General features: G+C 41.6%; 20 protein-coding genes. 15 read left to right on the top strand and 5 right to left on the bottom strand.

The window, feature by feature from the left end; translation table 11 throughout:
- Positions 1-383: 383 nt before the first annotated feature.
- Positions 384-1,292 (bottom strand): gliding motility-associated ABC transporter ATP-binding subunit GldA, encoded by a 909-nt coding sequence (gene gldA / locus ACOVQQ_RS01630; RefSeq protein WP_421816647.1) that lies wholly within the window; start codon positions 1,290-1,292, stop codon positions 384-386.
- 115 nt (positions 1,293-1,407) lie between these two features.
- On the opposite strand from gldA, the gene ACOVQQ_RS01625 reads away from it, so the two are divergent.
- The 12 genes from ACOVQQ_RS01625 (at position 1,408) to ACOVQQ_RS01570 (ending at position 16,805) form a co-directional block, all read left to right on the top strand.
- Positions 1,408-2,487, top strand: coding sequence for a chorismate mutase (locus ACOVQQ_RS01625; RefSeq protein ID WP_421816646.1), 1,080 nt, complete (start codon positions 1,408-1,410; stop codon positions 2,485-2,487).
- Positions 2,488-2,563: 76 nt separating this feature from the next.
- The gene (gene rsgA / locus ACOVQQ_RS01620; protein ID WP_421816645.1) at positions 2,564-3,532 is read left to right on the top strand and encodes a ribosome small subunit-dependent GTPase A; all 969 of its coding nucleotides are present in this window, start codon (positions 2,564-2,566) and stop codon (positions 3,530-3,532) included.
- Positions 3,532-3,984 carry a D-aminoacyl-tRNA deacylase gene (dtd, locus tag ACOVQQ_RS01615; protein ID WP_421816644.1) on the top strand — a complete coding sequence of 151 codons (453 nt, stop codon included), beginning with the start codon at positions 3,532-3,534 and terminating at the stop codon, positions 3,982-3,984. Before rsgA ends, dtd begins: the two co-directional genes overlap by 1 nt.
- A gap of 73 nt (positions 3,985-4,057) precedes the next feature.
- A complete protein-coding gene (locus ACOVQQ_RS01610) occupies positions 4,058-5,962 on the top strand; it encodes a DUF3857 domain-containing protein (RefSeq protein ID WP_421816643.1) in 1,905 nt (634 codons plus the stop codon).
- Position 5,963: 1 nt separating this feature from the next.
- The gene (locus ACOVQQ_RS01605) at positions 5,964-7,919 is read left to right on the top strand and encodes a DUF3857 domain-containing protein (protein WP_421816642.1); all 1,956 of its coding nucleotides are present in this window, start codon (positions 5,964-5,966) and stop codon (positions 7,917-7,919) included.
- A complete protein-coding gene (locus ACOVQQ_RS01600) occupies positions 7,919-8,245 on the top strand; it encodes a nucleotide pyrophosphohydrolase (protein WP_094486039.1) in 327 nt (108 codons plus the stop codon). The genes ACOVQQ_RS01605 and ACOVQQ_RS01600 overlap by 1 nt, the downstream gene beginning before the upstream one ends.
- Positions 8,245-9,468 (top strand): 3-phosphoshikimate 1-carboxyvinyltransferase, encoded by a 1,224-nt coding sequence (locus tag ACOVQQ_RS01595; RefSeq protein WP_421816641.1) that lies wholly within the window; start codon positions 8,245-8,247, stop codon positions 9,466-9,468. The genes ACOVQQ_RS01600 and ACOVQQ_RS01595 overlap by 1 nt, the downstream gene beginning before the upstream one ends.
- A 716-nt stretch (positions 9,469-10,184) precedes the next feature.
- Entirely contained in the window at positions 10,185-11,234 is a 1,050-nt protein-coding gene (gene queA, locus ACOVQQ_RS01590; RefSeq protein WP_298143057.1) for a tRNA preQ1(34) S-adenosylmethionine ribosyltransferase-isomerase QueA, read from the top strand.
- 197 nt (positions 11,235-11,431) lie between these two features.
- Positions 11,432-12,700, top strand: coding sequence for a kynureninase (gene kynU / locus ACOVQQ_RS01585; protein WP_421816648.1), 1,269 nt, complete (start codon positions 11,432-11,434; stop codon positions 12,698-12,700).
- Positions 12,701-12,706: 6 nt separating this feature from the next.
- The gene (locus ACOVQQ_RS01580; RefSeq protein ID WP_421816640.1) at positions 12,707-13,783 is read left to right on the top strand and encodes an agmatinase family protein; all 1,077 of its coding nucleotides are present in this window, start codon (positions 12,707-12,709) and stop codon (positions 13,781-13,783) included.
- Between the two features lie 2 nt (positions 13,784-13,785).
- A complete protein-coding gene (locus tag ACOVQQ_RS01575; RefSeq protein ID WP_421816639.1) occupies positions 13,786-16,101 on the top strand; it encodes a penicillin acylase family protein in 2,316 nt (771 codons plus the stop codon).
- Between the two features lie 137 nt (positions 16,102-16,238).
- Positions 16,239-16,805, top strand: a complete 567-nt coding sequence (locus ACOVQQ_RS01570; protein WP_421816638.1) for a transposase — start codon at positions 16,239-16,241, stop codon at positions 16,803-16,805.
- A gap of 451 nt (positions 16,806-17,256) precedes the next feature.
- On the opposite strand, the gene ACOVQQ_RS01565 is transcribed toward ACOVQQ_RS01570, so the two are convergent.
- From ACOVQQ_RS01565 to ACOVQQ_RS01555, 3 genes are read right to left on the bottom strand one after another with little or no spacing between them, the layout of a single operon-like run.
- Positions 17,257-18,807, bottom strand: coding sequence for a cryptochrome/photolyase family protein (locus ACOVQQ_RS01565; protein ID WP_421816637.1), 1,551 nt, complete (start codon positions 18,805-18,807; stop codon positions 17,257-17,259).
- Positions 18,795-20,072: a DASH family cryptochrome gene (locus ACOVQQ_RS01560; protein ID WP_421816636.1), complete on the bottom strand. Its 1,278-nt coding sequence runs from the start codon at positions 20,070-20,072 to the stop codon at positions 18,795-18,797. The genes ACOVQQ_RS01565 and ACOVQQ_RS01560 overlap by 13 nt, the downstream gene beginning before the upstream one ends.
- Positions 20,065-20,208, bottom strand: coding sequence for a DUF2256 domain-containing protein (locus tag ACOVQQ_RS01555; RefSeq protein ID WP_094486028.1), 144 nt, complete (start codon positions 20,206-20,208; stop codon positions 20,065-20,067). The genes ACOVQQ_RS01560 and ACOVQQ_RS01555 overlap by 8 nt, the downstream gene beginning before the upstream one ends.
- 125 nt (positions 20,209-20,333) lie before the next feature.
- Here ACOVQQ_RS01555 and ACOVQQ_RS01550 point away from each other — a divergent pair, with 125 nt between their 5' ends.
- The 3 genes from ACOVQQ_RS01550 (at position 20,334) to ACOVQQ_RS01540 (ending at position 24,198) form a co-directional block, all read left to right on the top strand.
- A complete protein-coding gene (locus ACOVQQ_RS01550) occupies positions 20,334-21,677 on the top strand; it encodes an FAD-dependent oxidoreductase (RefSeq protein ID WP_421816635.1) in 1,344 nt (447 codons plus the stop codon).
- 477 nt (positions 21,678-22,154) lie between these two features.
- Entirely contained in the window at positions 22,155-23,216 is a 1,062-nt protein-coding gene (locus tag ACOVQQ_RS01545) for a PD-(D/E)XK nuclease family protein (RefSeq protein ID WP_421816634.1), read from the top strand.
- A gap of 217 nt (positions 23,217-23,433) precedes the next feature.
- A complete protein-coding gene (locus ACOVQQ_RS01540; RefSeq protein ID WP_421816633.1) occupies positions 23,434-24,198 on the top strand; it encodes an Eco47II family restriction endonuclease in 765 nt (254 codons plus the stop codon).
- On the opposite strand, the gene dcm is transcribed toward ACOVQQ_RS01540, so the two are convergent.
- On the bottom strand, positions 24,174-25,412 hold the full coding sequence (gene dcm / locus ACOVQQ_RS01535) for a DNA (cytosine-5-)-methyltransferase (protein ID WP_421816632.1): 1,239 nt from the start codon (positions 25,410-25,412) through the stop codon (positions 24,174-24,176). The two genes, ACOVQQ_RS01540 and dcm, sit on opposite strands and share 25 nt — an antisense overlap.
- Positions 25,413-25,670: the final 258 nt, after the last annotated feature.

Here is a 25,670-nt window from a genome sequence, read left to right as displayed (position 1 = left end):
AAGATTAAAAGATTAAAAGATTAAAAGATTAAAAGATTAAAAGATTAAAAGATTTCGAGATTGAAAATTTTTTTAAAAATTCTTTAAAAGTTATTTTTTGAACTTAATCTCTTTAAGTGTTAAGTATCTTTTAATCAATGAATTGTATCGGGTAATATTGCAATATTACGTATGTTAAAAAATTTCCTTAAAAATACTGTTTTAGCAACGATTGTTCGGTAACGATTTTGCGGCCCGGATGGCAGCGGAAAGCCTTGCCTAAATCGGGGCGTACAAAAGCAAAAACCGCATAGCGACCAAAGGAAGCTCATGCGGTTTTTAGTTTTTGCCGACCTGAATAGGTAAGCTTGTAGCGAACAGCCGGAACTGCCGCCCAAAAAAAATTATGAATTCGGATTCGAGGTTAGTTCGCGGAAAATCTTTTCCAGATTCTTGTTTTGCTGTGCTAATTGCAGTGTTTTCAATCCGTTATCGTGAGCAAAATCGAAAACCGTTGGGCGCATATCTTTTGTAGCTTCGAAAGTAAGCTCCCATTCGAAACCGTTGTAGGTGCGGTACGACTTAAGATGCGGCATTTGCGAAACGGCTTCTTCCTCGATTTTATAATCGAATTCCACAAAAATAATCTGCGTACCGCCATTTTCGGTTAATTCGCGCAGTTTTTGGTCGGCCACGATACTACCTTTATTGATGATGATAACTCGGTCGCACATCGATTCAACCTCTTGCATGATGTGCGTGCTCAAGAAAACCGTTTTGTTTTTGCCAACTTCCTTGATCAGATTGCGGATTTCGACCAGCTGATTCGGATCCAGACCCGTGGTAGGTTCGTCTAGTATAAGCACTTCAGGGTCGTGCAACAGCGCATTTGCCAAGCCCACGCGTTGGCGGTATCCTTTTGAAAGCTGGGAAATTTTCTTGTGCGATTCATCTTGCAAACCGGTAAGATCGATAACTTCTTGAATGCGATTTTTAGCAACGCGAAAAACATCGGCGCTAAATTCTAGGAACTCACGTACGTATAAATCGGTGTACAGCGGGTTGTGCTCGGGCAAATACCCAACCGATTTACGCACATCTTGAACTTGAGTTTTAATGTCGAAACCGTTTAAAGTGGCTTCGCCGCCATCGGGATGCACATAAGTTGTTAGAATTTTCATCAAAGTTGATTTTCCAGCGCCGTTTGGTCCTAAAAAACCGACAATTTCTCCTTTACGCACTTCAAAACTCACGCCTTTAAGCGCCTGTTCAGTTCCGTACGACTTTGTAATTCCTGTTACTTGTAACGACATGACTCAAAAGATTTGCCTGCAAAAGTAACCACTTTCCAAACGATTCTTTATCTCTTGTTAACATCGAATTAGCGATTTGTGTAATTAGAGTACTTTTGTATCCAATTTATTCGGCATGTCACAATCAGATTGGTTTCAAGCATACAAATCGGCAGCACAATTTTTAATCGCGGGTCCGTGTAGTGCCGAAACTTTTGAACAAGTATTGGAAACCGGTTTGGCATTGCGCCAACAATCGGTCGATTTTTTTAGAGCAGGAGTTTGGAAACCGAGAACGCGGCCCGGCGGTTTTGAAGGTGTAGGCGAGGTAGCCTTACCTTGGTTGGCTGAGGTTAAGAAGCAAACCGGTTTAAAAATTGCCATTGAAGTGGCTTCGCCGGCACATGTAGAAGCTGCGGAAAAATTCGACATTGATATGTATTGGATTGGTGCACGAACTACTGCAAATCCGTTTGCCGTGCAAGAATTAGCCAATGCTTTACAAGGAAGCAATAAGATTGTTTTGCTGAAGAATCCGGTGAATCCCGATTTGTCGTTGTGGATTGGAGGTTACGAGCGTTTGCAGAATGCAGCGATTCAAAGTTTAGGTGTTATTCATCGCGGCTTTTCTACGTATCCGAAATCAAAATATCGAAACAGTCCGGAATGGCAAATTGCAATTGATTTTCGTCGAGAATTGCCGGATGTACCGATGATTTGTGATCCGTCGCACATGGCTGGGAAACGCGAGTATTTGGCAGAACTCACCGATATTGCGCTGAATTTGCATTACGATGGTTTTATGATTGAATCGCATCCAAATCCAGATGCTGCTTGGTCGGATGCGGCACAGCAACTAACGCCGGCCGCTCTGGAAGCTTTTATGCGAAACCGAAAGAAAGCAGTTGCCGAAACGACAAATACCGAGTATTTAGAGGCAATTCGTTTGTGGCGAAGTCAGATCGACGTTACCGACGCACTCTTACTGGAATTACTCGGGAAGCGTATGGCGATTAGTGAAAAAATTGGCATACTGAAAAAGAATTACGGCATTTCGGTATTGCAAAACGATCGTTGGATGAAGGTTTTGGAACACATGCAAAGCCAAGGACAGCAAAACAATTTAAGCGATTCGTTTATTCGTATTTTCTTTAAAGCCATTCACGAAGAGAGTATTCGCAAGCAAGTAAACGCGAAGTCGGAAGGTTTAGAGTAAACATTTACATTTTTCCGTCTAAAAACTTAGCTGATTTATATCGACGCATCCTTTCATTTCTGCTAATTTTGAGCCGATGATTGGACGCGTATATAAATCGACCGGCAGTTGGTATTCGGTAAAAACCGAAGACGGTACTCTTGTTGAATGCCGAATCAAAGGAAAATTCCGAATTAAAGGAATAAAAAGCACCAATCCGGTTGCGGTTGGCGACGAAGTGACTTTGGAAATCGATTCCGACGGACTTGGAGTAATCACCGCTATTGCGCCACGACGTAATTACATTATTCGGAAGTCGGTTAACCTCTCCAAGCAAGTTCACATTATTGCTTCGAACATCGATCAGGTTTTTTTATTGGTTACGATTGGAAATCCGCCCACAACTACAACGTTTATCGACCGTTTTTTGGTAACTGCTGAAGCTTACGACATTCGTGCTGCTTTGCTTTTTAATAAAATAGATGCGCTGTCGGAAGAAGAGCTCGACGAGCAGTTGTATTTGCAACATATTTATCAAGAAATTGGTTATCCGTGTTATCGAATTGCGGCTTTGGCAGGAAAAGGAACCGATGTTTTGAAGGAGCTCATGATTGGCAAAACAGTAATGATTAGCGGGCATTCGGGTGTTGGGAAGTCGACTTTAGTTAACGCGCTTGAACCGGGTTTGAATTTGCGAACAAAAGAAGTGTCGGAGCAAAGTAAACAAGGTCAGCATACCACCACTTTTGCTGAAATGTACGATTTGAGTTTTGGCGCAACCATCATTGATACGCCGGGAATTAAAGGTTTTGGTGTTGTGGAGATTGAACCTAACGAATTGAGCGACTACTTTCCCGAATTTTTCAAGTTGAAAGATCAGTGTAAGTTTAATAATTGCTTGCACAAAGACGAACCCGGTTGCGCAGTAAAAGCCGCCTTAGATGCCGATGAAATAGCATGGTCGCGGTACAAGAGTTATTTGCAGATTTTAGAAGGCGACGAAGACGGTTATCGAGCCGATGCACACCAAGCCGATCGATTAAATAGTGATAAATTACGACAATAATGCGTGCGGTTCTACAACGGGTTAGCGAAGCATCGGTAACCATAAACGGCAAACTACATTCGGAAATACAAAACGGCTTGCTCGTACTTTTAGGAATTACGCACAACGATACCGATGAAGACATCGAGTATCTGGTCGGTAAGATTACGAACATGCGAATTTTTAGCGACGAAGCCGAATTGATGAATAAGTCGGTTGTAGATGTTCAAGGTAGCATTTTAGTTGTAAGTCAGTTTACCCTTCATGCGGCTACAAAAAAGGGAAATCGACCATCGTTTATTGCAGCTGCAAGGCCGGAGCAAGCGATTCCGTTGTACGAGAAATTTCTTTTTAAGTTAGAAAGTACATCAACTGTAGCGGTAAAATCGGGCGTTTTCGGTGCCGATATGAAAGTTCGGTTGTTGAACGATGGTCCAGTAACTATTGTGGTGGATTCGAAAGATAAAATTTAACATTTAGTAAAATCGAATCTTAAAATTTTCTAAAAAAATAAACTATATTCGCCTTTATTTTAAATTTTTTTTTGTGCGAATATATTATTTATTGCTGTTTTTTAGTTGTTTAGTTTTTGGTCAAAAGTCGCGTCATGATTTGGCTGTTTCCAAGATTGATAGCACTTTGGTTCGAGGTGTTGATGCGGTTATTCGAGATTATAACCTAAGGTACGAAGTTCAATCTTTTGATAAGATTATTTTGAACACCGAGCGAATTACGACAATTTTTAATGAGCAGGGTATTTACGATGCGAGTATCGGAGAGTTTTATAGTCAGAACTCCAAAGTAAAGGATATTGAACTGCAGGTGTTCGATGCTTTGGGAAATTTGATGAAAACTTACAAAAGAAAAGATTTTAAGGATGAGGCAGCTGTGGATGGAGTTACTTTATACAGCGACTCACGAAAATTAATCCTCGACTTTAAGCCTACATCTTATCCGGTAACGTGCAGATACACAAGTGTAATGGAAGAGTCGTCTACCGCTTTTATCTCTCCATTTATGCCACTGGAGGGGTACAAAGTAAGTATTGAAAAAGCATCAGTATCTTTTAAAATGGCAGCAGGGCTTAAATTAAATCATGCAAGTAATGCTCTAGCGCAAAAGTTACTGAATAAGTCGGAATCGGACCAAGAATTATCGCTTACGTGTGGAGCCTTAGGAGTAGTTACTTATGAGTATTTGGGCGAGCCGTTTATCGACCGGGTCCCCTTTGTTCGATTTTCGTTAGATAAGTTTTCTTTAGAAGGAGTTTCGGGAGCTGCAACCGATTGGAATAGTTGGGGAAAATGGTATTATCAAACCTTGTTAAAAGGAACCGACGAACTACCAGAAGCTACAAAAGCTAAAATTCAATCTTTAACACAAAATGCAAAGTCGACTAGAGAGAAAGCGGCGATAGTTTACAATTTTGTTAAAGAAAAAGTACGATACATCAGCGTTCAAGTGGGTATCGGAGGTTTTAAACCCATGTTGGCATACGATGTTGATCGGCTCTCATACGGCGATTGTAAGGCGCTTACCAATTATACTCGTGCTTTGCTCAAAGCGGCAGGTGTACCGTCTTACTTTACAGTGATTTATGGAGATGACGATAAACGCAGTATTGACAAGAATTTTGTGTCGTTGCAAGGAAATCACGCTATTTTAGCGATTCCAGAAAACAACGATTATATCTGGGTGGAATGCACTAGTCAAGATTTACCCTTCGGTTTTGCGGGTACTTTTACAGCCGATCGCGACGCACTTGTAATCAAAGATGAACAAGGAGGAGAGATTGTTCATACCAAAATTTTTACCGCGGAGCAGAATGTTCAGGATTTTTCAGCGACCATTCAAATGGCTTATGACGGTGGAATGAAAGCTCAAATAAAAATAGAAAATCTTGGTGTTCATTTTGATAATTCATACATGAAGACAAAGTATGATGCGAAAAAACGTGATGCGCACTATAAAGAACTATTCTCAACTATACATAATCTTCAGCTAAATGATATAAAATATAAGCTCGACGAATGGCAGCCAAAGTTTACAGAGGTAATTGACGTAGAAGTATCTAACTTTATTGAATTGATGGGTGAATACAAAACAATTCATCCTTTAGCTCTGATTCCGGATACATACATACCGAAACGCATCAGAAATCGCAAGTCGCCTTTGATCCTAGACGACGCGAAAACCCTACAAACTGATGTAACCGTTTTGTTGGCGGAGAATCAAACCATAGACATCCTGCCAGAAAACGTTCTTATCGATTCAGAGTTTGGGAACTATACCTTACGCTTTGAAAAAAAAGATAATAAAACCTGCCGCGTTGTCAGAAAATTACTTCTAAAGGACGGAAAGTTTCCTTCTTCCGCATATGAAAAATACCGAAAGTTCTTGGAACAAGTAAATCGAGCAGATCAAAATAAAATCATCTTAAGAGTTCAATAAAATGAAGCAGCTATTAACCTATTTATTCATTTTCGCTTCTTGCGTAGGATATTGTCAAGACTACAAACTAGGTAATGTTACTAAAGAAGAATTGGCGGAAAAATATTTTGAATCCGACACTTCTGCTGCCGCAGCGTATTTATTTAAATCAGCAAGCGTGTTTTTTCCTCTGGGCTCGGGCAATAGTGATTTTGAAGTAGATACTCGAATAAAAGAGAAAATTAAAATCTATAAAAAGGAGGGATACAGTTATGCAACTATTCAGATTCCGTTTTATACTGACGGTGCTTACAGAGAACGTGTTACTTTAGAATCTGCTTATACCTATAATTTAGAAAATGGAAAGATTGAACGCTCAAAAATAAAAGATGAGGGAGTTTTTGTGACACAAAACAACCAATATTGGTCAGTTAAAACATTTGTCTTTCCTAATGTGAAGGAAGGCTCAATTCTTGAAATTGAAATCCAGATTTTATCACCTCGTATAATGACTCTGCAGGATTTTGTGTTTCAAGAGCAAGTTCCCGTTAAAGCAGCTAAATTAACAACAGTCATTCCCGATTTTTACAACTATCGAGTATCTACCAGAGGTAACTATGTACCAAAAGTTCTCAATTCCAGCAAGTCTCGCTCTGAAAGACAAGGAAATTGGTTGTTTTCAGAAATCGTGAACAGTTACGAATTGCTCAACGTACCCGCTCTTCCCGACGAGCCCTATGTGGCTAATCCGAACAACTACAGGTCAACGATTTCCTGTGAACTTGCCTCTATCCGACAAGGAAATGGAACAATTACGAATCTTGCAGCAGACTGGGCTTCGGTTGCGCAGAGCATATACAAAGCCGACTTCAGCGAGCAAATTGCTGCCAAGAACTTTTATGAGGCTGAACTCGACGAAATTGTTAAGAATCAGCCCAGCGAAATGGATAAGCTTCTTGCAACCATAAAGTTCTTGAAATCTAAAGTAGCTTGGAACAGTTTTTATGGCATTTTCACGAATGAAGGTATAAAAGCCGCTTATAAAGCAAAAACAGGAAATTTCGCGGAATTAAATCTGCTGCTAATTAATATGTTACAGCATCTGGGAATTAAAGCGGATCCCGTACTTATCAGCACCCGTTCACACGGGATACCCTTATTTCCAAGTAGAGATGCATTCAACGGAGTTATTTGTCTAGCAAGAATTAACAATGTGCGGTACTTAATCGATGCAACAGACGACCTTCCTATACCAAACCTCTTACCAGCAAGAGATCTAAATTGGGTAGGGCGCTATATCTCAAAAGAAGGATATACTGAGGAAATTGATTTAATGCCCACTACTACTTCCATTCAAGCAATTACTTTAATGGCCGAACTTAGTGCAAACGGAACTTTAAAGGGAAATATGCGCAAACAATTGACCGACCAGTTCGCAAAAAGCTATTTCGGAGCATCACCGGATAATGCCTCAGATGCGTATCTCGAAAGTCTAGAAAAAGAGCTCTCAGGAGCTACAGTAGACAATTACAAAAGAGTTCCGCCTTCCGACGATACCTACTCTTTTGTAGAAAGCTTCTCCTTTGAAACCGATAATATTTGCGACCAGATAGCAGGAAAATTACATTTGAAACCCTTGCTTTTCTATACAACATCCGAAAATCCATTTAAACAAGAAATCCGAGAATCTCCCGTAGATTTTAATTATCCAAAGCAGTTTAAATTCACATACATCATTAAAATTCCAGAAGGATTTCAAGTAGAATCAATGCCAGCACCCGTTTACATTGCTTTAGAAGACAAATCCCTCTCATACAAGTTAAATTTTAATACGGAAGGAAGTAACCTGAGAATAACCTCAGTAACCGATTTTAACCAACCCATTCTTCCCGCTGAAGCGTACCCAGCAATAAAAGCTATCTTTGCAAAAATGGTGGAAGCCGAAAAACAACGAATTGTTCTTGCAAAGAAATCATAATGGAAATCACAAACCTGCAAAAAATTGTCGACGATTGGATTCAAAACCACGGCGTTAGATACTTTAACGAACTCACCAACATGGCACAACTTACCGAAGAAGTCGGTGAAGTAGCCCGAATCATCGCACGCCGATATGGTGAACAATCCGAAAAAGAATCCGACAAACAAAAAGATCTCGGCGAAGAACTTGCCGACGTCCTTTTCGTAGTTCTTTGTCTCGCCAATCAAACCAACACTGATTTGCAAGCTGCCTTTTCCAAAAAAATGGAGTTGAAAACAAAACGCGATCACGACCGACACCAGTCTAACGAGAAATTAAAATAATGACGCTACGGTTGCAGGCAAACGATTTGAAGTCGGGCGTTACCCTAAACTTACCCGGCTCCAAATCTATTGCCAATCGATTACTGATACTGCAACAGCATCACCCAGAACTCGTTCTTGCAGCATTACCGCTGGCCGACGATGTCCTGGTTTTACAACAAGCTCTCGACACCAATTCTCAACACATCGATGTGGGTCATGCCGGAACCGCCATGCGTTTTCTTACCGCATTCTTAGCAGTTACAACTACCCAAAAACGAATCATTACCGGTTCCGAGCGCATGCAAAATCGACCCATAGGGCCGCTCGTCGATGCCTTGAATAACTTAGGGGCAAAAATTAACTACCTCGGAAAACACGGATTTCCGCCACTCCAAATTCTGCCGCCAGCAGCATTGCACAATTCCGTACAAATCGATGCCAGCGTCTCGTCTCAGTTCATTTCGGCTATTTTGCTCAATGCCGCAGTTGTACCAAAGCCGTTTCAAATTAAATTGGCGAATACAGCAGTTTCTAAAAGTTACCTCGATCTTACGCTCGATTTGCTGCGAAATCTTGGGTATGCCATCGAGCAAACTACGGCCGAAATCAACGTTCTACAAACACCAATGGCAACTAAGCGAACGTATGTCGTGGAAGCCGATTGGTCGGCCGCATCTTACTTTTACAGCATCGTTGCCTTGGCTGAAATCGGATTTGAATTGAATCTCGCACAGTTGCAGCATAACTCCAAACAAGGCGACGCGCACACGGTACAGTACTACCACCATTTCGGTGTTGAAACAACCCAAACAGCAACGGGCATTTTGATTCGAAAAGTGCGCAAAGCTGATGCTGCCATCGATTTCAATCTCGAAAATCAGCCGGATATTGCGCAAACCATTGCTGTTACCGCCGCAGCGCTTGGTTGTTGTTGTAAACTTACTGGCTTAAAAACGCTAGCCATTAAAGAAACAAACCGACTCGCCGCGCTGCAAACCGAGTTACAAAAGTGCGGAGTTGCCGTAGCACTAACATCCGACTCGTTAACCTTTCCCGCAAGCCAATTCGTTCGGCCAACTGCGCCCATCGAAACGTATCAAGATCACCGAATGGCCATGGCTTTTGCACCTATCGCAACACGTAGCGAACTGCAAATCAGCAATCCAGAAGTGGTTAGCAAATCGTTCCCAAATTTTTGGGACGAACTGGAGAAAATAGGTTTTTCCACCACAGTTGTTTGATTTTTTTGGGGGTGCCGGCGCTGTACGTGTCGCTTCCAACAAATCGTTCCCACTTTCACAAATCGTTTAAAAACTACTTTTTTGGCGCCGTCGCGTGCTCCATTATATCTTTTTGCCAAAACGATCTTGGAAATTCCGTACGGCAAAAAGGATGTCATTGCGCCCGCTCACCCGGCAATCGTTTCCAAATATTCGATAATTTGAAATTTCGAGTACAAAATCTCGAAAATCGACTTTGTAAAAATTCAAACGTAATATTGCAATATTACCCCGTATATAAAATTGTAAATCAAAATTTTAAGAAAAAAAATTATCATTTAAAATCATCGATTAAAGTCGAAAAAACTATAACGCTTTTCGGTAACGATTTTCGTGGTAAGGACAGCAGCGGAAAGCTTGCGAACGGCTTTTGCGCACCGGAACCGAAGTGGCACAGCGACCACAGAAGCTGCGGCCACGAGCGTAACGGCCGCAAAAACGAAGCAACTTGCAGCGAATGGCCTGACGGCGGCTAAATACTTCCACCGTACGTATGCCGCCGGACCACCCAAAAACCCATAACAATTCGATTTACTTTGAGTTTACCCAGCTCGCGAAGTGGCACAAATGCTAAGATTTTCAAAATAAGCCGTCTTTTACTTGACAACGCCTATTTCGCGATAGTATATTTGCAGCCGCTTTGAAAACAGCTTTGCAAGAAGCACTAAATCAAATAAATGAAACTATCACACTTTAATTTTAATCTTCCAAAAGAACTTTTGGCGGAATTTCCTGCTGAAAATCGCGACGAATCGCGCCTTATGGTCGTAAATCGCGCCACAAAAACAATCGAACACAGAATGTTTAAAGACATTATTGAGTATTTCGATGAAGGCGATGTGATGATTATTAATAATACCAAAGTTTTTCCTGCACGTTTATACGGAAACAAGGAAAAAACAGGTGCTCGTATCGAAGTTTTCTTGCTGAGAGAACTTAATTCAGAACAACGTTTATGGGACGTTCTGGTTGATCCGGCGCGTAAAATACGTATCGGTAATAAATTGTACTTCGGCGACGACGATTCGCTAGTTGCTGAGGTTATCGACAACACGACATCGCGCGGCAGAACCTTACGCTTTTTATACGACGGTTCTTACGAAGAGTTCCGTGCGAAACTGAAAGAATTGGGCGAAACACCGATTCCAAAATACATTAACCGCGAAGTACAACCTGAAGACGCCGATTGGTACCAAACCATTTATGCTAAAGAGGAAGGTGCTGTTGCGGCGCCAACTGCGGGCTTACACTTTTCTAAACACTTATTGAAGCGTTTGGAAATTAAAGGAATCGACTTTGCTGAGGTGACTTTACACGTTGGTCTTGGAACATTCAATCCAGTTGAAGTGGAAGACCTTTCGAAACACAAAATGGATTCAGAAGAATTGCGCATCACGCAAGAAGCCTGCGACATTGTAAATCGCGCTAAAGCGAATCGCAAGAAAGTATGCGCCATCGGAACCACCTCTATGCGTGCTATCGAAAGTTCGGTTTCTTCGGCAAGAACATTAAATCCGTACGACGGCTGGACAAACAAATTCATTTTTCCACCGTATGATTTCTCTATCGCCGATTGTATGGTAACCAATTTCCATACGCCAAAATCGACTTTACTGATGATGATTTCGGCCTTTTGTGGTCACGATTTAATGAAAAAAGCATACGAAGAAGCCGTAAAAGAACAATACAAATTCTTCTCGTACGGCGATGCGATGTTGATTCTTTAAGAATTCGGCACAATAATATTTAAGAATCGAGGCAGTTTTGTCTCGATTTTTTTTTGCTTTACCAATCTTGGATTTCAGTAACATTTTGTGCGATTTTCAAAAATCGATTGCGATAAAATAGTTTTTTGAAATTCTTGCGCAGATTTCAGTTCAAAATCGTGCTTATCACTATTTTTACGCCACTTCAATCGAAAATTATGGTATTTGAAAATACGCTCGAATTCGCACAAAAGCTCGATGCCCAAGATGCATTAGCACCGTATCGCCAGCAGTTTATCTTTCCGCAGCACAACGGTAAAAACGTAGTTTATTTTACGGGAAATTCGTTGGGATTACAGCCAAAATCGGCACAGAAATTTGTTAACGATGTGATGAACGACTGGGCAAATCTGGCCGTTGAAGGTCATTTTTATGCCGAAAAACCGTGGTGGGATTATCACGAACGTTTTGCCGAGCCACTCTCGAAAATCGTTGGAGCAAAGCCGTCGGAAATAACGGTAATGAATACGCTCACCGTGAATTTACATTTGCTCATGGCGAGTTTTTACCGACCTAATGCGACGCGCTTTAAAATTATTTGTGAAGAGAAGGCGTTTCCCTCCGATCAGTACATGATTCAATCGCAAATTCAATTCCACGGATTCACGACCAGCCAAGCACTCGTCGAAGTTAAAAAGCGCGAAAACGAACACCAGCCGCGTATCGAAGATATTTTTGCCACCATCGATGCACATGCCAACGACACCGCCTTGCTACTTATGGGCGGCGTAAACTACTACACAGGGCAAGTGTTCGATATGCAAGCCATAACCAAATACGCGCAAGAACGCGGAATTATTGTGGGCTGGGATTTAGCACACGCCGCTGGGAACATCGAGATGCAACTACACGACTGGAATGTTGATTTTGCCGCGTGGTGTTCGTATAAATACATGAATTCCGGGCCTGGGAATGCATCGGGCTGCTTTGTTCACGAACGCCATCACAAAAGTAATTTACCGCGCTTAGCCGGTTGGTGGGGACATAACAAAGAACGTCGGTTTAAAATGGAACCCGAGTTCGATCCGGTTCATGGTGCCGACGGTTGGCAGGTAAGTAATTTACCCATCTTATCACTAGCTCCTTATCTCGCGTCGGTAGAGCTTTTCGCAGAAGTAGGAATGCCGGCGATCGTTGCCAAACGCGATCAGATTACGGCATATCTCGAATTTATCCTAAACGACGTTGCCCAAAAAACAAACGGAAATTTCGAAATCATAACTCCCGCAGCACGCGCTTCACAACTATCAGTTTTTCTGCACGGGCAAGGTCGAAAATTATTCGATTATTTAATGAAAAACGGAGTTATCACCGACTGGCGTGAGCCGAACGTAATCCGTTTAGCACCCGTTCCGCTGTATTGCAGCTACGAAGATATGTTTCGATTCGGAGAAATTTTAACAGCGGGAATCCAAGAAATCAATTAATAAAGCATGACAAAAGAACAAATTTTAGCCACATTCGATCCATCACAACCCGGAGCCGCACAAGGACAATTATTCGGACTTCCGTTTTCGGCCGATCAGAGCGAAATCGTTGTTGTTCCCGCTCCTTGGGAAGCAACCGTAAGTTATGGAAGTGGCGCATCCGACGGACCTGCAGCCGTTTTAGAAGCCTCGTATCAGGTCGATTTACACCATCAAAAATTTCCCGATCTGTGGAAACTAGGCATACACTACGACAGTGAAAACGCAGCTAAATGGAAGTCGGATTCGGATCGAGCCAAAGAATTAGCGCAAAACGTAATCGAGGCTTTGGAATCGGGAAAAAATTTAGCGGATTTCCCCGAATTAGAATCGGATTTAGCCGCCGTTAATCAAGCTTCTGAAAAATTTAATCAAGAAGTTGAAAACCGCTGCGCTCATTGGTTAGGTCAGAATAAATTGGTTGGGTTTTTAGGAGGAGATCACGCTACGCCGTACGGCTATTACAAAGCTTTGGCTGCGAAATTTGGTAGTTTCGGAATTCTGCACCTCGATGCACACATGGATTTGCGCATTGCCTACGAAGGCTTTAGCTACAGTCATGCTTCGATTATGTACAACACCGTACAACTTCCGGAAGTCGAAAAACTCGTGCAAGTCGGAATTCGCGATTTTTGCGAACAAGAAGTTAGCGTAGCTCGCAAGCATCAAGTAGTGGTTTTCACCGATACCGATATGAAAGAAGCCGCTTTCGCGGGATTGACTTGGCGAGAGCAATCCGACCAAATTATTGCAGAACTTCCGCAGCGCGTGGTTATAAGTTTCGATATCGATGGCATGTATCCGTGGTACTGCCCGAATACAGGAACACCAGTTCCAGGCGGATTCTCTTTTGAGCAAGCGGCGTATTTACTGACAGAAGTCGTAAATTCTGGACGCGAACTAATTGGTTTCGATTTGGTTGAAGTAGCGCCAGGCGACGACGATTGGGATGGAAACGTTGGTGCACGCATGTTGTTTAATCTGTGCGGTCTTCTTGCGAAAGCGAACGGAAAAGCCGTTGGCGAACCCATTAAATTCCAGTAAAAATGAAAAAACTGTTGTATTTCCTCGGAGCAATTGTGGTGCTGGTTCTCATGGCCGCACTTGGCATTTACTTACATTTTAAACCCTCGTATTCGGGAACTGCCGAACTGCCCGGTTTAGAAAAGGAAACAACAGTGTATTACGATACGTTTGCAGTACCTCATGTGTACGCATCGAGCGAAAAAGATGCGCAGTACGCACTCGGCTTTTTACATGCCAAGGAGCGCCTGTGGCAAATGGAATTATTACGAAGAATCGGAAAAGGAGAATTAGCAGCCATATTTGGTGCACCAGCTTTGAAAGCCGATCAGTTTTTTCTATCCATCGGATTGAACGCCAACAGCGAAACAGTTGTAAAATCGCTTGATGTTAACGCAGCCGAATACCAATTAACTCAAGCGTATTTACAAGGCGTAAATCACTATTTGGCCAACGAAACCTTACCGATAGAGTTTTCCATTTTAGGTGTCGATCCGCGGCCTTTTGATATGGTTGATGTCTATAACATTTTTGGATACATGTCTTTTAGTTTTGCCATGGCGCAACGCACCGATCCGCTGATGACCAGCATTCGAAAAGATTTGGGTTCGGCCTATCTGAAAGATTTTGGTTTGGATGGGAAGTGGAATCAGCTTTCCAACGAGCGTTTATCGACTCTTAAATCGGATTTCTCTGAAATTTCGCAGCAAATTAACGAGGTTTTAGAAGCCATGCCCGTGGGGCCATTTATTGGCAGTAACAGCTTTATTATTGCTCCAAAGAAAACCGTTTCTGGAAAAGTAATTTTTGAAAACGATCCGCATATTAGTTTTTCGCAACCCGGAACGTGGTACGAGACGCATTTGCACACAGCCGAGTACGAAATTTACGGGCACTATTTGCCTGGAATTCCGTTTCCGTTATTGGGTTTCAATCGCCAGATGGCCTACGGATTAACGATGTTTGAAAACGATGATATCGACTTCTTTACCGTTAAATCGGCTGATGTGAAGACCGTAAAGTCGTATGAAATAGTTGTGAAGGATTCTACGAAAGTGAAACTCGATTTCAAAGCAACCAAGCTCGGCCCAATTGTGAATGAAACGGTGCAAAATCTGACTAAAGAAACGCCGGTTGCGATGCGTTGGGTATATCTGCAAAGACCCAATAAGTTGCTTACTGCCTTATATGATATGTCGCACGCGAAAAGCTATCGGCAGTTCAATTTGGGTAAAGAAAACATTCATGCTCCAGGTTTAAATGTGATGTACGGCAGTGCCAGCGATACAATTGCGTGGACGGCCTCGGCAGCTTTGTATAAACTACACGAATCGGTTAATCCGAACTTTATTCTAGACGGAACGAGTGCAACCGATACCTTAACGATTCCGATACCGTTTACAGAAAATCCGAGTGTGGTGAATCCGTCTTCGGGATTTATCGCGTCGGCAAATTACGCGCCTAAACCCGTTGGAACATATCCCATTCCCGGTTATTATTTGCCGCACGATCGCCAATCGCGAATTACCGATCTTTTAAAGTCGAAACAAAAATGGACAGCCGAAGACGTGCGCAAGATGACGTTCGACGATGTTTCGCCGGTGAGTAAATTCTGCGCACAGCAAATGGTTTCGCTGATCGATTACCAGAAATTGAATTCCGCAGAAAAAAGCGCATACGATTTGTTGAAGTCTTGGGATGGTGCGTATCGTTCCGATTCAAAAGCAGCTGGAATTTACACCTTGTGGTTGAGTTATGTTTTTGAATACACGTTTCGAGACGAGTTAGGTAGCGAGCGTTTTGAACAGCTGATACCTACACACGCATTCAAGCAGAGTTTTGCTCCGCTATTAGCGAATCCGAATTCGGTTTGGTGGGACAATCGCAATACGCCACGTGTGGAATCGCGGGCATTTATTGTTGCTGCGGCATTTCAAAAAGCAGTCGCGGGCATTCCGGTGGGCACGGTTTGGAAAGACGTTCATACGTTGGAAGTAGAACATCCGATCGGAAAAGTTCAAGTATTGCGAAAGCTGTTTAACGTGGGTGGCGCGGGAATTTCAGGCGGAAATGAAGTTGTAAACAGTATGTTGTTTGCGTACGGAACCACCTTGCCATATCAGGTAAAAGCGGGGCCGTCTACACGTCGGGTGATCGATTTTTCCGAAATTGAAAACGCCATGGGTATTTTACCAACCGGGCAGTCGGGTAATCCGTTTAGCAAACATTACGACGACCAATACGATTTGTTCATCCAGGGAAAATTCCGACCGATGTTGTTGAACAAAAAACAAATCGTTGATCACAGCACGCGTTTGGTTTTGAAACCAAACCGGTAGATGCGCGATTCATCGCGCATCAAAATTTTATAATAATAGGCGCGATGAATCGCGCATCAACAGGTAGGCGCGATGAATCGCGCATCAACAGGTAGGCGCGATGAATCGCGCGTCAACCGGCGTAATTAAAATCCAATATGAAAAAATACCGCAACAAATACCGCACAACAACGGTTCGGGCGCAATGGTGGGATTACGGTTGGAACGGTGCCTATTTCGTTACCCTTTGTACCCATAATAGACAACATTTTTTTGGTACTATCGAAAATGGCGAAATGATTTTATCGTCTCCTGGTAGCATTGCCTACAATTTGTGGAGTTTGATTCCAGATCATTTTGAATATGCCGAGTTAGGTGATTTTGTAATAATGCCCGATCATATGCATGGTATATTGATAATAGATAAACCAGATCATGCCGAACAAGCAACGGAACAAGACCAAAATCAATTAAAAACAGGTGGTATTACAGGAGCTAAAAACCCAATGATCAATGATAATATTTCTCGGATTATTCGCTGGTATAAAGGACGCTGTTCTTTTGAGATAAAAAAAATATTACCCCATTTTGCGTGGCAATCTCGATTTCACGACCATATTATTAGAAATTATAATGAATATCAACGCATTTCAGATTACATCGTGAACAATCCTCAGAAATGGGAAGACGCTAAATCTAATTCATTTAAAACAAAAAATTCATAACGTTTGTGATTGCACCATGTATGGATTACGGTTGGAACGGCTCGTATTTCGTTTCGCCGCCGCGTGTGATCTGTGGACGATTTTTCAACAACGACTATTTAAATCAATCATTTTTCTTTCGTTCTCGCGTACTCAATTTCGGGTGAGCGATAGCAGCGATATCCTTTTTGGCGTTGCAGAATTTCCACAAAACGACTGCCAAAAAGATAAAGCGGATAGCGCGACGGCGCTTCGATAAGCTCAGCGACCGTTTGGCGAAGCCGTGCACGATCGGAGAAGCGCCGGCACCCCCAAAAAATCGTTACGCTGAAATTAGTTCCGAGAGCTATCGAAATCGATGAATTCGCCGCTAGACGTATCATTTTCCCTCCCGAACCAGCGTTTCGTAGCTGCCTGAGCTTGTCGAACACCAATCTTTGAATCTTTCAATCTCGAAATCTTTGAATCTCCTCTAAAATCTATCCGGATTTTCAATCACAGCTGCAGCACGTAATTTTATCTCGGCTAGTTCTGCCGCAGGAATTTTCTTTAACAAAGCCAACATCATGCTAATGCGTTGGTTGTCTTTGAAAAATGCTTGTTTCTCATCAAGGAAATTCCAATACAAGGCGTTAAACGGACACGCATTTTCGCCCACGCGTTCTTTTACATTGTACGCGCATTTGCCGCAATAATCCGACATTTTATTGATGTAACTGCCCGAAGAAACGTAAGGTTTTGTGGCGATTATTCCGCCGTCAGCCCATTGCGACATGCCGCGGGTGTTTGGTAATTCTACCCACTCGATTGCGTCGATGTAAATGCCCAAATACCAAGCGTCGACCGCGTCGGGATGCAACTGCGTTAGCAACGAAAAGTTTCCAATAACCATCAATCGCTGGATGTGATGCGCGTAGGCCAACGATAAGCTTTGGGAAATCGATTTTCGCAGACAATTCATTTTCGTGTCGCCCGTCCAATAAAATTCCGGCAGGGGATTGCGATTTTCTAGATGATTGAGCTGTGCGTAATTCGGCATTTCTTTCCAGTACAAACCGCGTACATATTCGCGCCAGCCCGCAATTTGTCTGACAAAGCCTTCTATTTGGGCAATGCTTATCTTATCATTCGAACGATAGGCGCTGATCGATGCCTCGATAACTTCTGTCGGACTCAACAATTTGGCATTCATCGCAAAGGAGAGTCGCGAGTGAAACAAAAACGGATCATCGCCGTGCATCGCATCTTCATAAGTACCAAAATAGGGGAGTAGTGCTTCGCAAAAGTGCTTTAGAACACCCAGAGCTTGGCTTCGCGTAATCGGCCAAATCAGTTTTGAAGCATCGATTGTACCAAAGTGCGGCAATTGCGCTTGCTGAATTTCTTCGTAAATAGCCGTCACATCGTTTGTGAAAACTTGCGGTTTCGGAATCGGAACTTCATTTTTGTACTTCTTCCGATTGTCGTGATCGAAATTCCATTTTCCGCCTTCGGGTGCGCTTCCGTCCATTAAAAATCGATGCTTTTCGCGCATATTTCTATAAAAACGCTCCATTAAAAACTGCTTCTTGCCCGCGAAAAAGTTTTTAAAATCGGTTCGACTCGTAAGAAAGTGCTCGGTATCGTCGGCGATAATTTTGAAGGGCGACTGTGCATGTAATTCTGCAAGTTCAGCATCCAAACGGTATTCGTCGGGAAGTTGGTACCGAATTATTTCTGCCGATTTTTCCCGAGCAAGCTCTACCAACAAGTTAGCAAACGAGTTCTCGGAACGCGCATCGTTTATTTTTACATACAGTACGTGCTGTCCTTGCGCTTCCAGCTGAGCAGCAAATGAACGCATTCCCGCAAAAAAGGCGCATATTTTTTGAATGTGATGTTTCACGTACGTGCTCTCCTGCTTAAGCTCGGCCAGTACGTAGAGGACATCCGTGCTGACTTCTTTAAACCAACTGTGATTGCTGTTGAGTTGATCGCCGAGAACGAGTCGGATTTCGCGATAATGTGATTTTATCTCCGCCATAAATTTCTGAATTCGTATTGCGCGTCGTACATATCGGCTTGTCGCTGCGTATTAAATTTTCGATCACGCGGATCGTTGCCAACGCCGCTCGTGTACATCCAATTGCCGTAGTTGGAGTGTACATCGTAATCAACCAGCTGCATTTCAAAATATTTGGCACCCAACAACCAATTGAATTCGATGTTTTTTGCCAGAAAACTCGCTACGTTTTGTCGACCGCGATTACTCATCCAGCCGGTTGCTGCGAGTTCGCGCATGTTTGCATCCACAAAATCGTCGTTTGTTTTGCCGGAAATCCACCGATTGAAGGTTTTTTCATCGTCTTTCCAGCTGTAATTCCGATTTGTGATGCCACCGATGTGGAAAATATTCGAACCGTGTTTTAAGCTGATGTATTTGAAATAGTCGCGCCAAATGAGTTCGAAAATCAGCCAGTACGTGTCTTCATTGGCGCCGAATTTTTGCTCGTACTTCTTGATTTCCCAATAAATGTATCGCGCAGACAAAGAGCCATTTGCCAACCACGCCGAAAATTTGCTGCTGTAATCTAAACCTACCAAGCCGTTGCGAGTTTGCTTGTAGCTGGAAAGCGCTTGCGTGCCTTCGAAATAATGCTGTAATCGTGCGATACCGCTGCTGCTTCCGCCGGAGAACGGAAATGCCGAACGCGGGTCGGTTTCAAATGTATCGAATCCTAAATCGGTCACACTCGGAATTGAGGTCGCGAAATTCGAAATTCGAGACCCTTTTTTGGGAGCAGCAAGCGTTTTGCGAACGCTCGAACGCACTTCAACCACTTTTCGGAAAGCGGTAAAAACCTCGGGAATTTCGCGATACGATTTAAACGGATTGTCTTTGGGATGAAACAAAAACTGATCGTAAAAGGTGTGATGTTGAACTTTCGGCTGATTTTTGGCGATTTGCGTTGAAACAAGTCGTTCGTCTCGCGTCCATTCTTCCTGATAAAACAGTTGTGAAATGCCGTTTGCTTCGATAAATGCGTCTAAAACGGCAACGCTCGAACCGCGAAAAACCTCTAAAGCAATTCCAAAGTCAGCTAACTGATTTCGTAAATCAGCTAGTGTTTCGAGCAGAAATTTCGCTCGATATTTACCCAAGGATTGCAAACCGTACGCATCTTTTTCAAACCAAGAATCGTCGATGATGTACAAAGCAAATGTGGGTTTGCCGTTTGCCAAAGCTGCTGTTAAACCGCTGTGATCGAAGGTGCGTAAATCGTTTCTAAACCAAAGTAAATTAGCCATTTTTTGTCTTATTTCTGCTACAGCGCTCACTGCAATATTTTACATTTTCCCAGTTTTTTTCCCACTTCTTGCGCCAACTGAAAGGCTTCTGACAGGTAACGCAGATTTTCTCTGGTAGAAAAGGTTTCTTATGCATGCTGTTATTTTGTTTAACGAAAATATAAAAACATTAAACAAAAGTAGCTTTTTTCACGATATTTGTACGCAGAAAATTATCGGGAAAGATTCTATATAGTTACCTTTGAATTTCATTTCATTTTAATGCAAAAGCCTTTAGATATTGCAGTAGTAGGCAGCGGTTTGGTTGGCTCTTTACTGTCGTTATACTTGCAGCGAGCCGGACATCGCGTTACGGTTTACGATCGCAGTCAGGATATTCGCAACGTAAATTTTTCGGGTCGGTCGATAAACTTGGTCATGTCCGACCGCGGTTGGCGAGCTGTTGCTGGCGCTGGAATCACCGAAGAAATCAAAAAAATAGGAATTCCTGTCGACAAACGTGCTATTCACAAGCTCGACTCGTCGGTTGTTTTCCAGCCGTATGGCAAAGAAGGGCAAACGATATATTCGTTGTCGCGCGGTATTTTGAATCGGAAGATGATCGATTTGGCCGAAGCTGCAGGCGTAAATTTTAAGTTCGAGCAAAAAGTTTGGGACATCGATTTGGCGCAGGCAAGTATTCAAACCGGTGAGTCGGAGCGCGGCGAATGGACGTCGCATCAGCACGATTTGGTTTTTGGTTCCGACGGTGCTTTTTCGCGCGTGCGCCACAAAATGCAGCGGCAAAGTATGTTTAACTACTCGCAAGAGTTTCTAAATATTGGTTATAAGGAGTTGCATATTCCGGCAAATCCAGACGGTTCGCATCAGCTCGATCCGCATTCGTTGCACATTTGGCCGCGCGGCAATTTCATGCTTATGGCTCTGGCCAATCTCGACGGCAGCTTTACCTGTACCTTGTTTATGCCGCACGAAGGCGATTACTCCTTTGCCTCGCTCACCGATAAAGCCTTGTTGGAAGCTTTTTTTGCAAAGCATTTTCCCGATACAGAGCAGGTAATTCCCGACTTGGTGGAAGATTTCTTTAAAAATCCGACCAGCTATTTGGTAACCATGAAGTGTTTTCCGTGGACGTACCAAAACAAAGTTGCTCTTATTGGCGACGCCTGCCACGCTATTGTGCCCTTTTACGGACACGGTATGAATGCCGGTTTCGAGGACATCTCTGTTTTGTTTGAGCTCATGGACGCGCACGGCGATGATTGGAACGCGATTTTCCGTGCCTACGAGAACAGTCGTAAACCCAATGCCGATGCGATTGCCGAGTTATCGTATCGCAATTTTATGGAAATGAGTTCTAAAACTGCCGACGAGAATTTCTTGTTGCAAAAAGAAATCGAGCGTTGGTTTTCCGATTTGCACCCCGATTTGTGGGTGCCGCTGTATTCGCGCGTTACGTTTAGCACCGAGCCGTACAAGCAAGCGCTCGAAATGGGCGATTTTCAAAACGCCATCATGGAAAAAGTCTTGGCATTACCGGGCATCAAAACAAACTGGAAAACGGCTGAGGTCGAGCATTTTATACTCAGCGAATTATCGAAGTAAGTTTTTTTAGTAGCTCATCCCGCTATCCGCTCTAGTCCTCAAAAAATGCGCTGTTTTCACGCGCACTGCGGCGGGCTTCTGTCGGCGCCACCACAGTTTCGGTTCAAACAAGCGTATTTTTCTCCGGGCTGCCGCTGCTATCGGGGCTACGAAATACGTTACTAACGTTTGGTGGAAAAAATACCTGTAAGTAGGTAGTTTTGGGTGGGAGTAATCGTATAAATTAGTCAAGAATATAAACTAGAATTTTTTAATTGCTAATTTAAAAGGCGAAACGACTGTCCGATTTACCATATCAAAAATGCGTGTAATTTTTTTGATGCAAGGTGTTGTTATTGAATAGTTTAGGGGTGTTTTTGGATAGGGAAAGAAGGGGCTGATAGCGGGGATGCAGCTTCGCCGCCAGATGAGCTCATTCGCTCACGTGAATTTCGCAAGTCCGATTCCCCGCTGGTAGAAATGCTTAAAAAAAACATTATGAATAAAACATTTTTCGAATACCTAGGAATCGCAGATATGGAAAGAATACATTCTCAGATCATTGCTTGGATTTTTTCTCCTGACTGCAATGCACTTAATGAAAAACAAAAAATTGGCTTATTAGAAAATGTTTTTGGATTACAAAATGTGCAAAAAATTAAAACAATTTTAACCGAAGTATATCGAATCGATGTTATAATTGAAACTGACTCAGAGTTGATCGTAATTGAAAATAAACTTAAATCTTCTCAACATTCTGACCAATTAACTCGTTATGTCGATCATTTTAAAAAGTCGCACAAAATTCAACCAAAATTCTATTTCTTAACATTAGTAGAAGAAAAAGTAAAAGATAATAATTGGAAAAGGATTTCATACCAACACATATATAATTGCTTTTCATCATTACAATTGTCTAATGATTCTCATGCTGTGATATTTGAAGAATATAGAAACTATCTAGGCAAATTAAATTCATTACTCCAAGAATTTAGTTTAAACACAGCCAAATTCGACATGGTTTTTTTAGATGGAAAAAAACGCAAACAAGACAAAGTAGGCTTTAAATACCAAAATGAACATGAAAGATTTATCGCTGATAATCAACTGGAAACAATTTTACAAAAAAGCTTTTTAAATTCGTTATCTCAAAATATCACAACCGTTGAATCACACGTGATGGATACAAGAGGGGATGCTTTAATTGATTTCAATTTAGAAGGTCAAATTTATTTAAATAAAAAAGCATATAATACAATGATTGAACTGCAAAATAATATAGTAAAATTTGCTTTCGTCATATCAGGATTTAAAGAATATAAAAATTCTAAAAAGGAATGGCTTAAAGATGTAATTCCTGTAATGGAGGATTTAGCTAAATCAAACCCATTTGGATATTCTAAATGTAATAAACCAAAAAGCAAAGCTTATGTTTCCATTTCAAGAAAACTCAATCAGAATTATTGGCACATGAAATTTGAAGATTTAATTGTGATGGTAGAAAGTGAAATTGAAAATGGATACAAGTTAACAGAATCACTAAAAGCTAAATTGAAGTAGTACATCTACCAACAGCAGTTTCAAGAAGTGGCGAAAAATGTGCGTAATTCAATTTTTTTTTTGCAAGAATTTTTAACTTTAGTAGTAACTAGTCGGTTCCGAACTTCGGAAAATAGATAGGTGCCGGAAAGCTAAAAGGTATTGTAAAGAGATCGCAAACAAGACAGAGAATTAAGTTAAAATGCTAGCTTTGCTACTTTAAAAATCACACGATTGGATGAAAAATAAATACGTAAACTTTATAACTGACGAACACTTATTAGCCTGTATAGGAAATCTTCACAATGCATACTTGAAGGCTAAGAACAACATCACAAAGAAAAGTTTCTACTCAAACAAGGTTGACACTATCAAACTTACTTTCGATTCAAAATTCAATGACATCGACGAAGAAAAGTTAATTCAATCAGAGATTTTAAGACAGATTGACAAATCTATCAATAATTCAATCGGAACTTTTCATGAACAAATTTTGGGCGGAATAAAAGGCTATGAAGCAGGAAATCTGAGTGGTTACGACATTAAAGCAACCGACAACACTCTATTTGCAGACATAAAAAACAAACACAACACAATGAATAGTAGTGCAGCCGAAGCACTCTTTCAGAAGTTGAAACGATATGCAGACGATTACAAACAAGCAAAATGTTATTGGGTGCAAATCCTCGCAAAAGGTAGTTTTTGTGAATTATGGAGTGGTGATATAAATGGAAAAGAATATAGCCATAGTAGAGTTCATAAAATTTCAGGAGACCAGTTTTATGCTTTAATATCAGGACAACAAGATGCAATGTTTCAGTTATACAAAGCTCTTCCAAGCGCAATCAAAGATTATCTAAAATCAGTGGAAGAGACCGAAGAAATTGCTAAAAACTCTGCATTAGAAGAAATTAAATCAGAAACTAAGACAAGCAAAAGAACAGTATTAGACCAAATTACTTTTGAGAATTACAGCTACTATCTTGGCTTTGACAAGTTGTAGTATTGATTCAAAAACTTCACAATAGAATAACCTACCTCTGTGCCTAAATTAACGGGAACAGCATTTCCAATTTGTTTGTATTGTTGAGCCATTGAACCCTCAAAAGCCCAATCATCAGGAAAAGTTTGGATACGAGCATATTCTCGAACGGTAAAAGGTCGTGTTTCATCAGGATGACATCTTTCAGTTTGCTTTTGAGCAGGACTACAAGTTAAAGTTAAACAAGGTTCGTCCCAACCAATTCTGCGCGCAATTCCAGTTTTGCCTCCGCCTAAATGAAAGCTTCCACCCATAAATTCTTTTTGAATATCAAGTGGTAAATCACGCCAGTATCCTTTTTGTGGGACTAAATCTAAAATAGCTTTTTTGCTTTGTGGGTATTTAGCACCATGGGACTTTGGAACATTGGTATCATAAAGTTCACCTTTCTTTAAAGCATCTTTTAAATTGTAGATTTTAATGTGCGGTTTCGGATATTCATATTTCAAATCAATATCTTTTCTAATGCCAACCAATATTAAACGCTCACGTTTTTGTGGTACTTTATAATTTATAGCTTTTAAGACTTGAACAGGAACCACATTGTAGCCAATTTCATCTAAAATTGAAATCATACCTTGTAAAGTTTTTCCATTCTCGTGACTAAGTAAACCACGGACATTTTCACCAATACAAATTGGTGGATTAACTTCTTTGACAACTCTTGCAAACTCATAAAACAAAGTTCCTCGTGCATCAGCAAGGCCAAGCTTTTTGCCAGCATAACTAAACGCTTGACAAGGAAAACCACCAGTTACAACATCAACTGAATTTTGATATTCTGTAAAGTCAAAGTCTTTAATATCGCCCTCCAAGACTTTCCAATTTGGTCGGTTTTTTCGTAAAGTTTGGCAGGCCCATTTATCAATCTCGTTCAAAGCGACACATTTCAATCCGGCTTTTTCTAAACCAACTGCCAAGCCACCGGCTCCGGCAAATAATTCTAATACAGTATATTCATTATGCGGTTCAACATAGTTAGAAACAGAATCTTCTAAATCGTGACTAAAAAAATCAGCGAAAAGAGTTTCGACTTGTTCTCGCTTATATACACGGTAGTTACTCATAGGCTCGCGGACAGCAGACAGTTTACCTTCCCTATCCCAACGTCTAAGCGTTTCTTTGCTTTTACCAATTAGTTCAGATGCTTCGGACAGAGACAAATATTCATTCATAACCAAGTTGTTTAACCTTACACAAGGGTTACAAATTTACGACTAAAAATAAAACAAACAACAACGAAAGAAAAAAACAACGAACCACTAACAGATGTAACCCGAGCACAACTACCATCTTTCCTCAAAATATAGAAATTCCAAATCAGAACGAGCTCAAATAAGACGTTTTAAAGTACGCTCGTTTGTAATTTGATTTTACGTGCACTTCCCCCGCGCGACTGATTGCAGCGGCAGCCCGCAGTGAGGAGGAACGAC

Origin of the sequence: Flavobacterium sp. (genome assembly GCF_049240005.1) — a bacterium.
Taxonomy (GTDB): Bacteria; Bacteroidota; Bacteroidia; order Flavobacteriales; family Flavobacteriaceae; genus Flavobacterium.
This window is presented reverse-complemented; position numbering and strand designations above follow the sequence as displayed.

Coding starts and splice junctions, on each gene's coding strand:
- gldA (WP_421816647.1), bottom strand. CDS start 1,292: ATGTCGTTACAAGTAACAGGAATTACAAAGTCGTACGGAACTGAACAG.
- ACOVQQ_RS01625 (WP_421816646.1), top strand. CDS start 1,408: ATGTCACAATCAGATTGGTTTCAAGCATACAAATCGGCAGCACAATTT.
- rsgA (WP_421816645.1), top strand. CDS start 2,564: ATGATTGGACGCGTATATAAATCGACCGGCAGTTGGTATTCGGTAAAA.
- dtd (WP_421816644.1), top strand. CDS start 3,532: ATGCGTGCGGTTCTACAACGGGTTAGCGAAGCATCGGTAACCATAAAC.
- ACOVQQ_RS01605 (WP_421816642.1), top strand. CDS start 5,964: ATGAAGCAGCTATTAACCTATTTATTCATTTTCGCTTCTTGCGTAGGA.
- ACOVQQ_RS01600 (WP_094486039.1), top strand. CDS start 7,919: ATGGAAATCACAAACCTGCAAAAAATTGTCGACGATTGGATTCAAAAC.
- ACOVQQ_RS01595 (WP_421816641.1), top strand. CDS start 8,245: ATGACGCTACGGTTGCAGGCAAACGATTTGAAGTCGGGCGTTACCCTA.
- queA (WP_298143057.1), top strand. CDS start 10,185: ATGAAACTATCACACTTTAATTTTAATCTTCCAAAAGAACTTTTGGCG.
- kynU (WP_421816648.1), top strand. CDS start 11,432: ATGGTATTTGAAAATACGCTCGAATTCGCACAAAAGCTCGATGCCCAA.
- ACOVQQ_RS01580 (WP_421816640.1), top strand. CDS start 12,707: ATGACAAAAGAACAAATTTTAGCCACATTCGATCCATCACAACCCGGA.
- ACOVQQ_RS01575 (WP_421816639.1), top strand. CDS start 13,786: ATGAAAAAACTGTTGTATTTCCTCGGAGCAATTGTGGTGCTGGTTCTC.
- ACOVQQ_RS01570 (WP_421816638.1), top strand. CDS start 16,239: ATGAAAAAATACCGCAACAAATACCGCACAACAACGGTTCGGGCGCAA.
- ACOVQQ_RS01565 (WP_421816637.1), bottom strand. CDS start 18,807: ATGGCGGAGATAAAATCACATTATCGCGAAATCCGACTCGTTCTCGGC.
- ACOVQQ_RS01560 (WP_421816636.1), bottom strand. CDS start 20,072: ATGGCTAATTTACTTTGGTTTAGAAACGATTTACGCACCTTCGATCAC.
- ACOVQQ_RS01555 (WP_094486028.1), bottom strand. CDS start 20,208: ATGCATAAGAAACCTTTTCTACCAGAGAAAATCTGCGTTACCTGTCAG.
- ACOVQQ_RS01550 (WP_421816635.1), top strand. CDS start 20,334: ATGCAAAAGCCTTTAGATATTGCAGTAGTAGGCAGCGGTTTGGTTGGC.
- ACOVQQ_RS01545 (WP_421816634.1), top strand. CDS start 22,155: ATGAATAAAACATTTTTCGAATACCTAGGAATCGCAGATATGGAAAGA.
- ACOVQQ_RS01540 (WP_421816633.1), top strand. CDS start 23,434: ATGAAAAATAAATACGTAAACTTTATAACTGACGAACACTTATTAGCC.
- dcm (WP_421816632.1), bottom strand. CDS start 25,412: ATGAATGAATATTTGTCTCTGTCCGAAGCATCTGAACTAATTGGTAAA.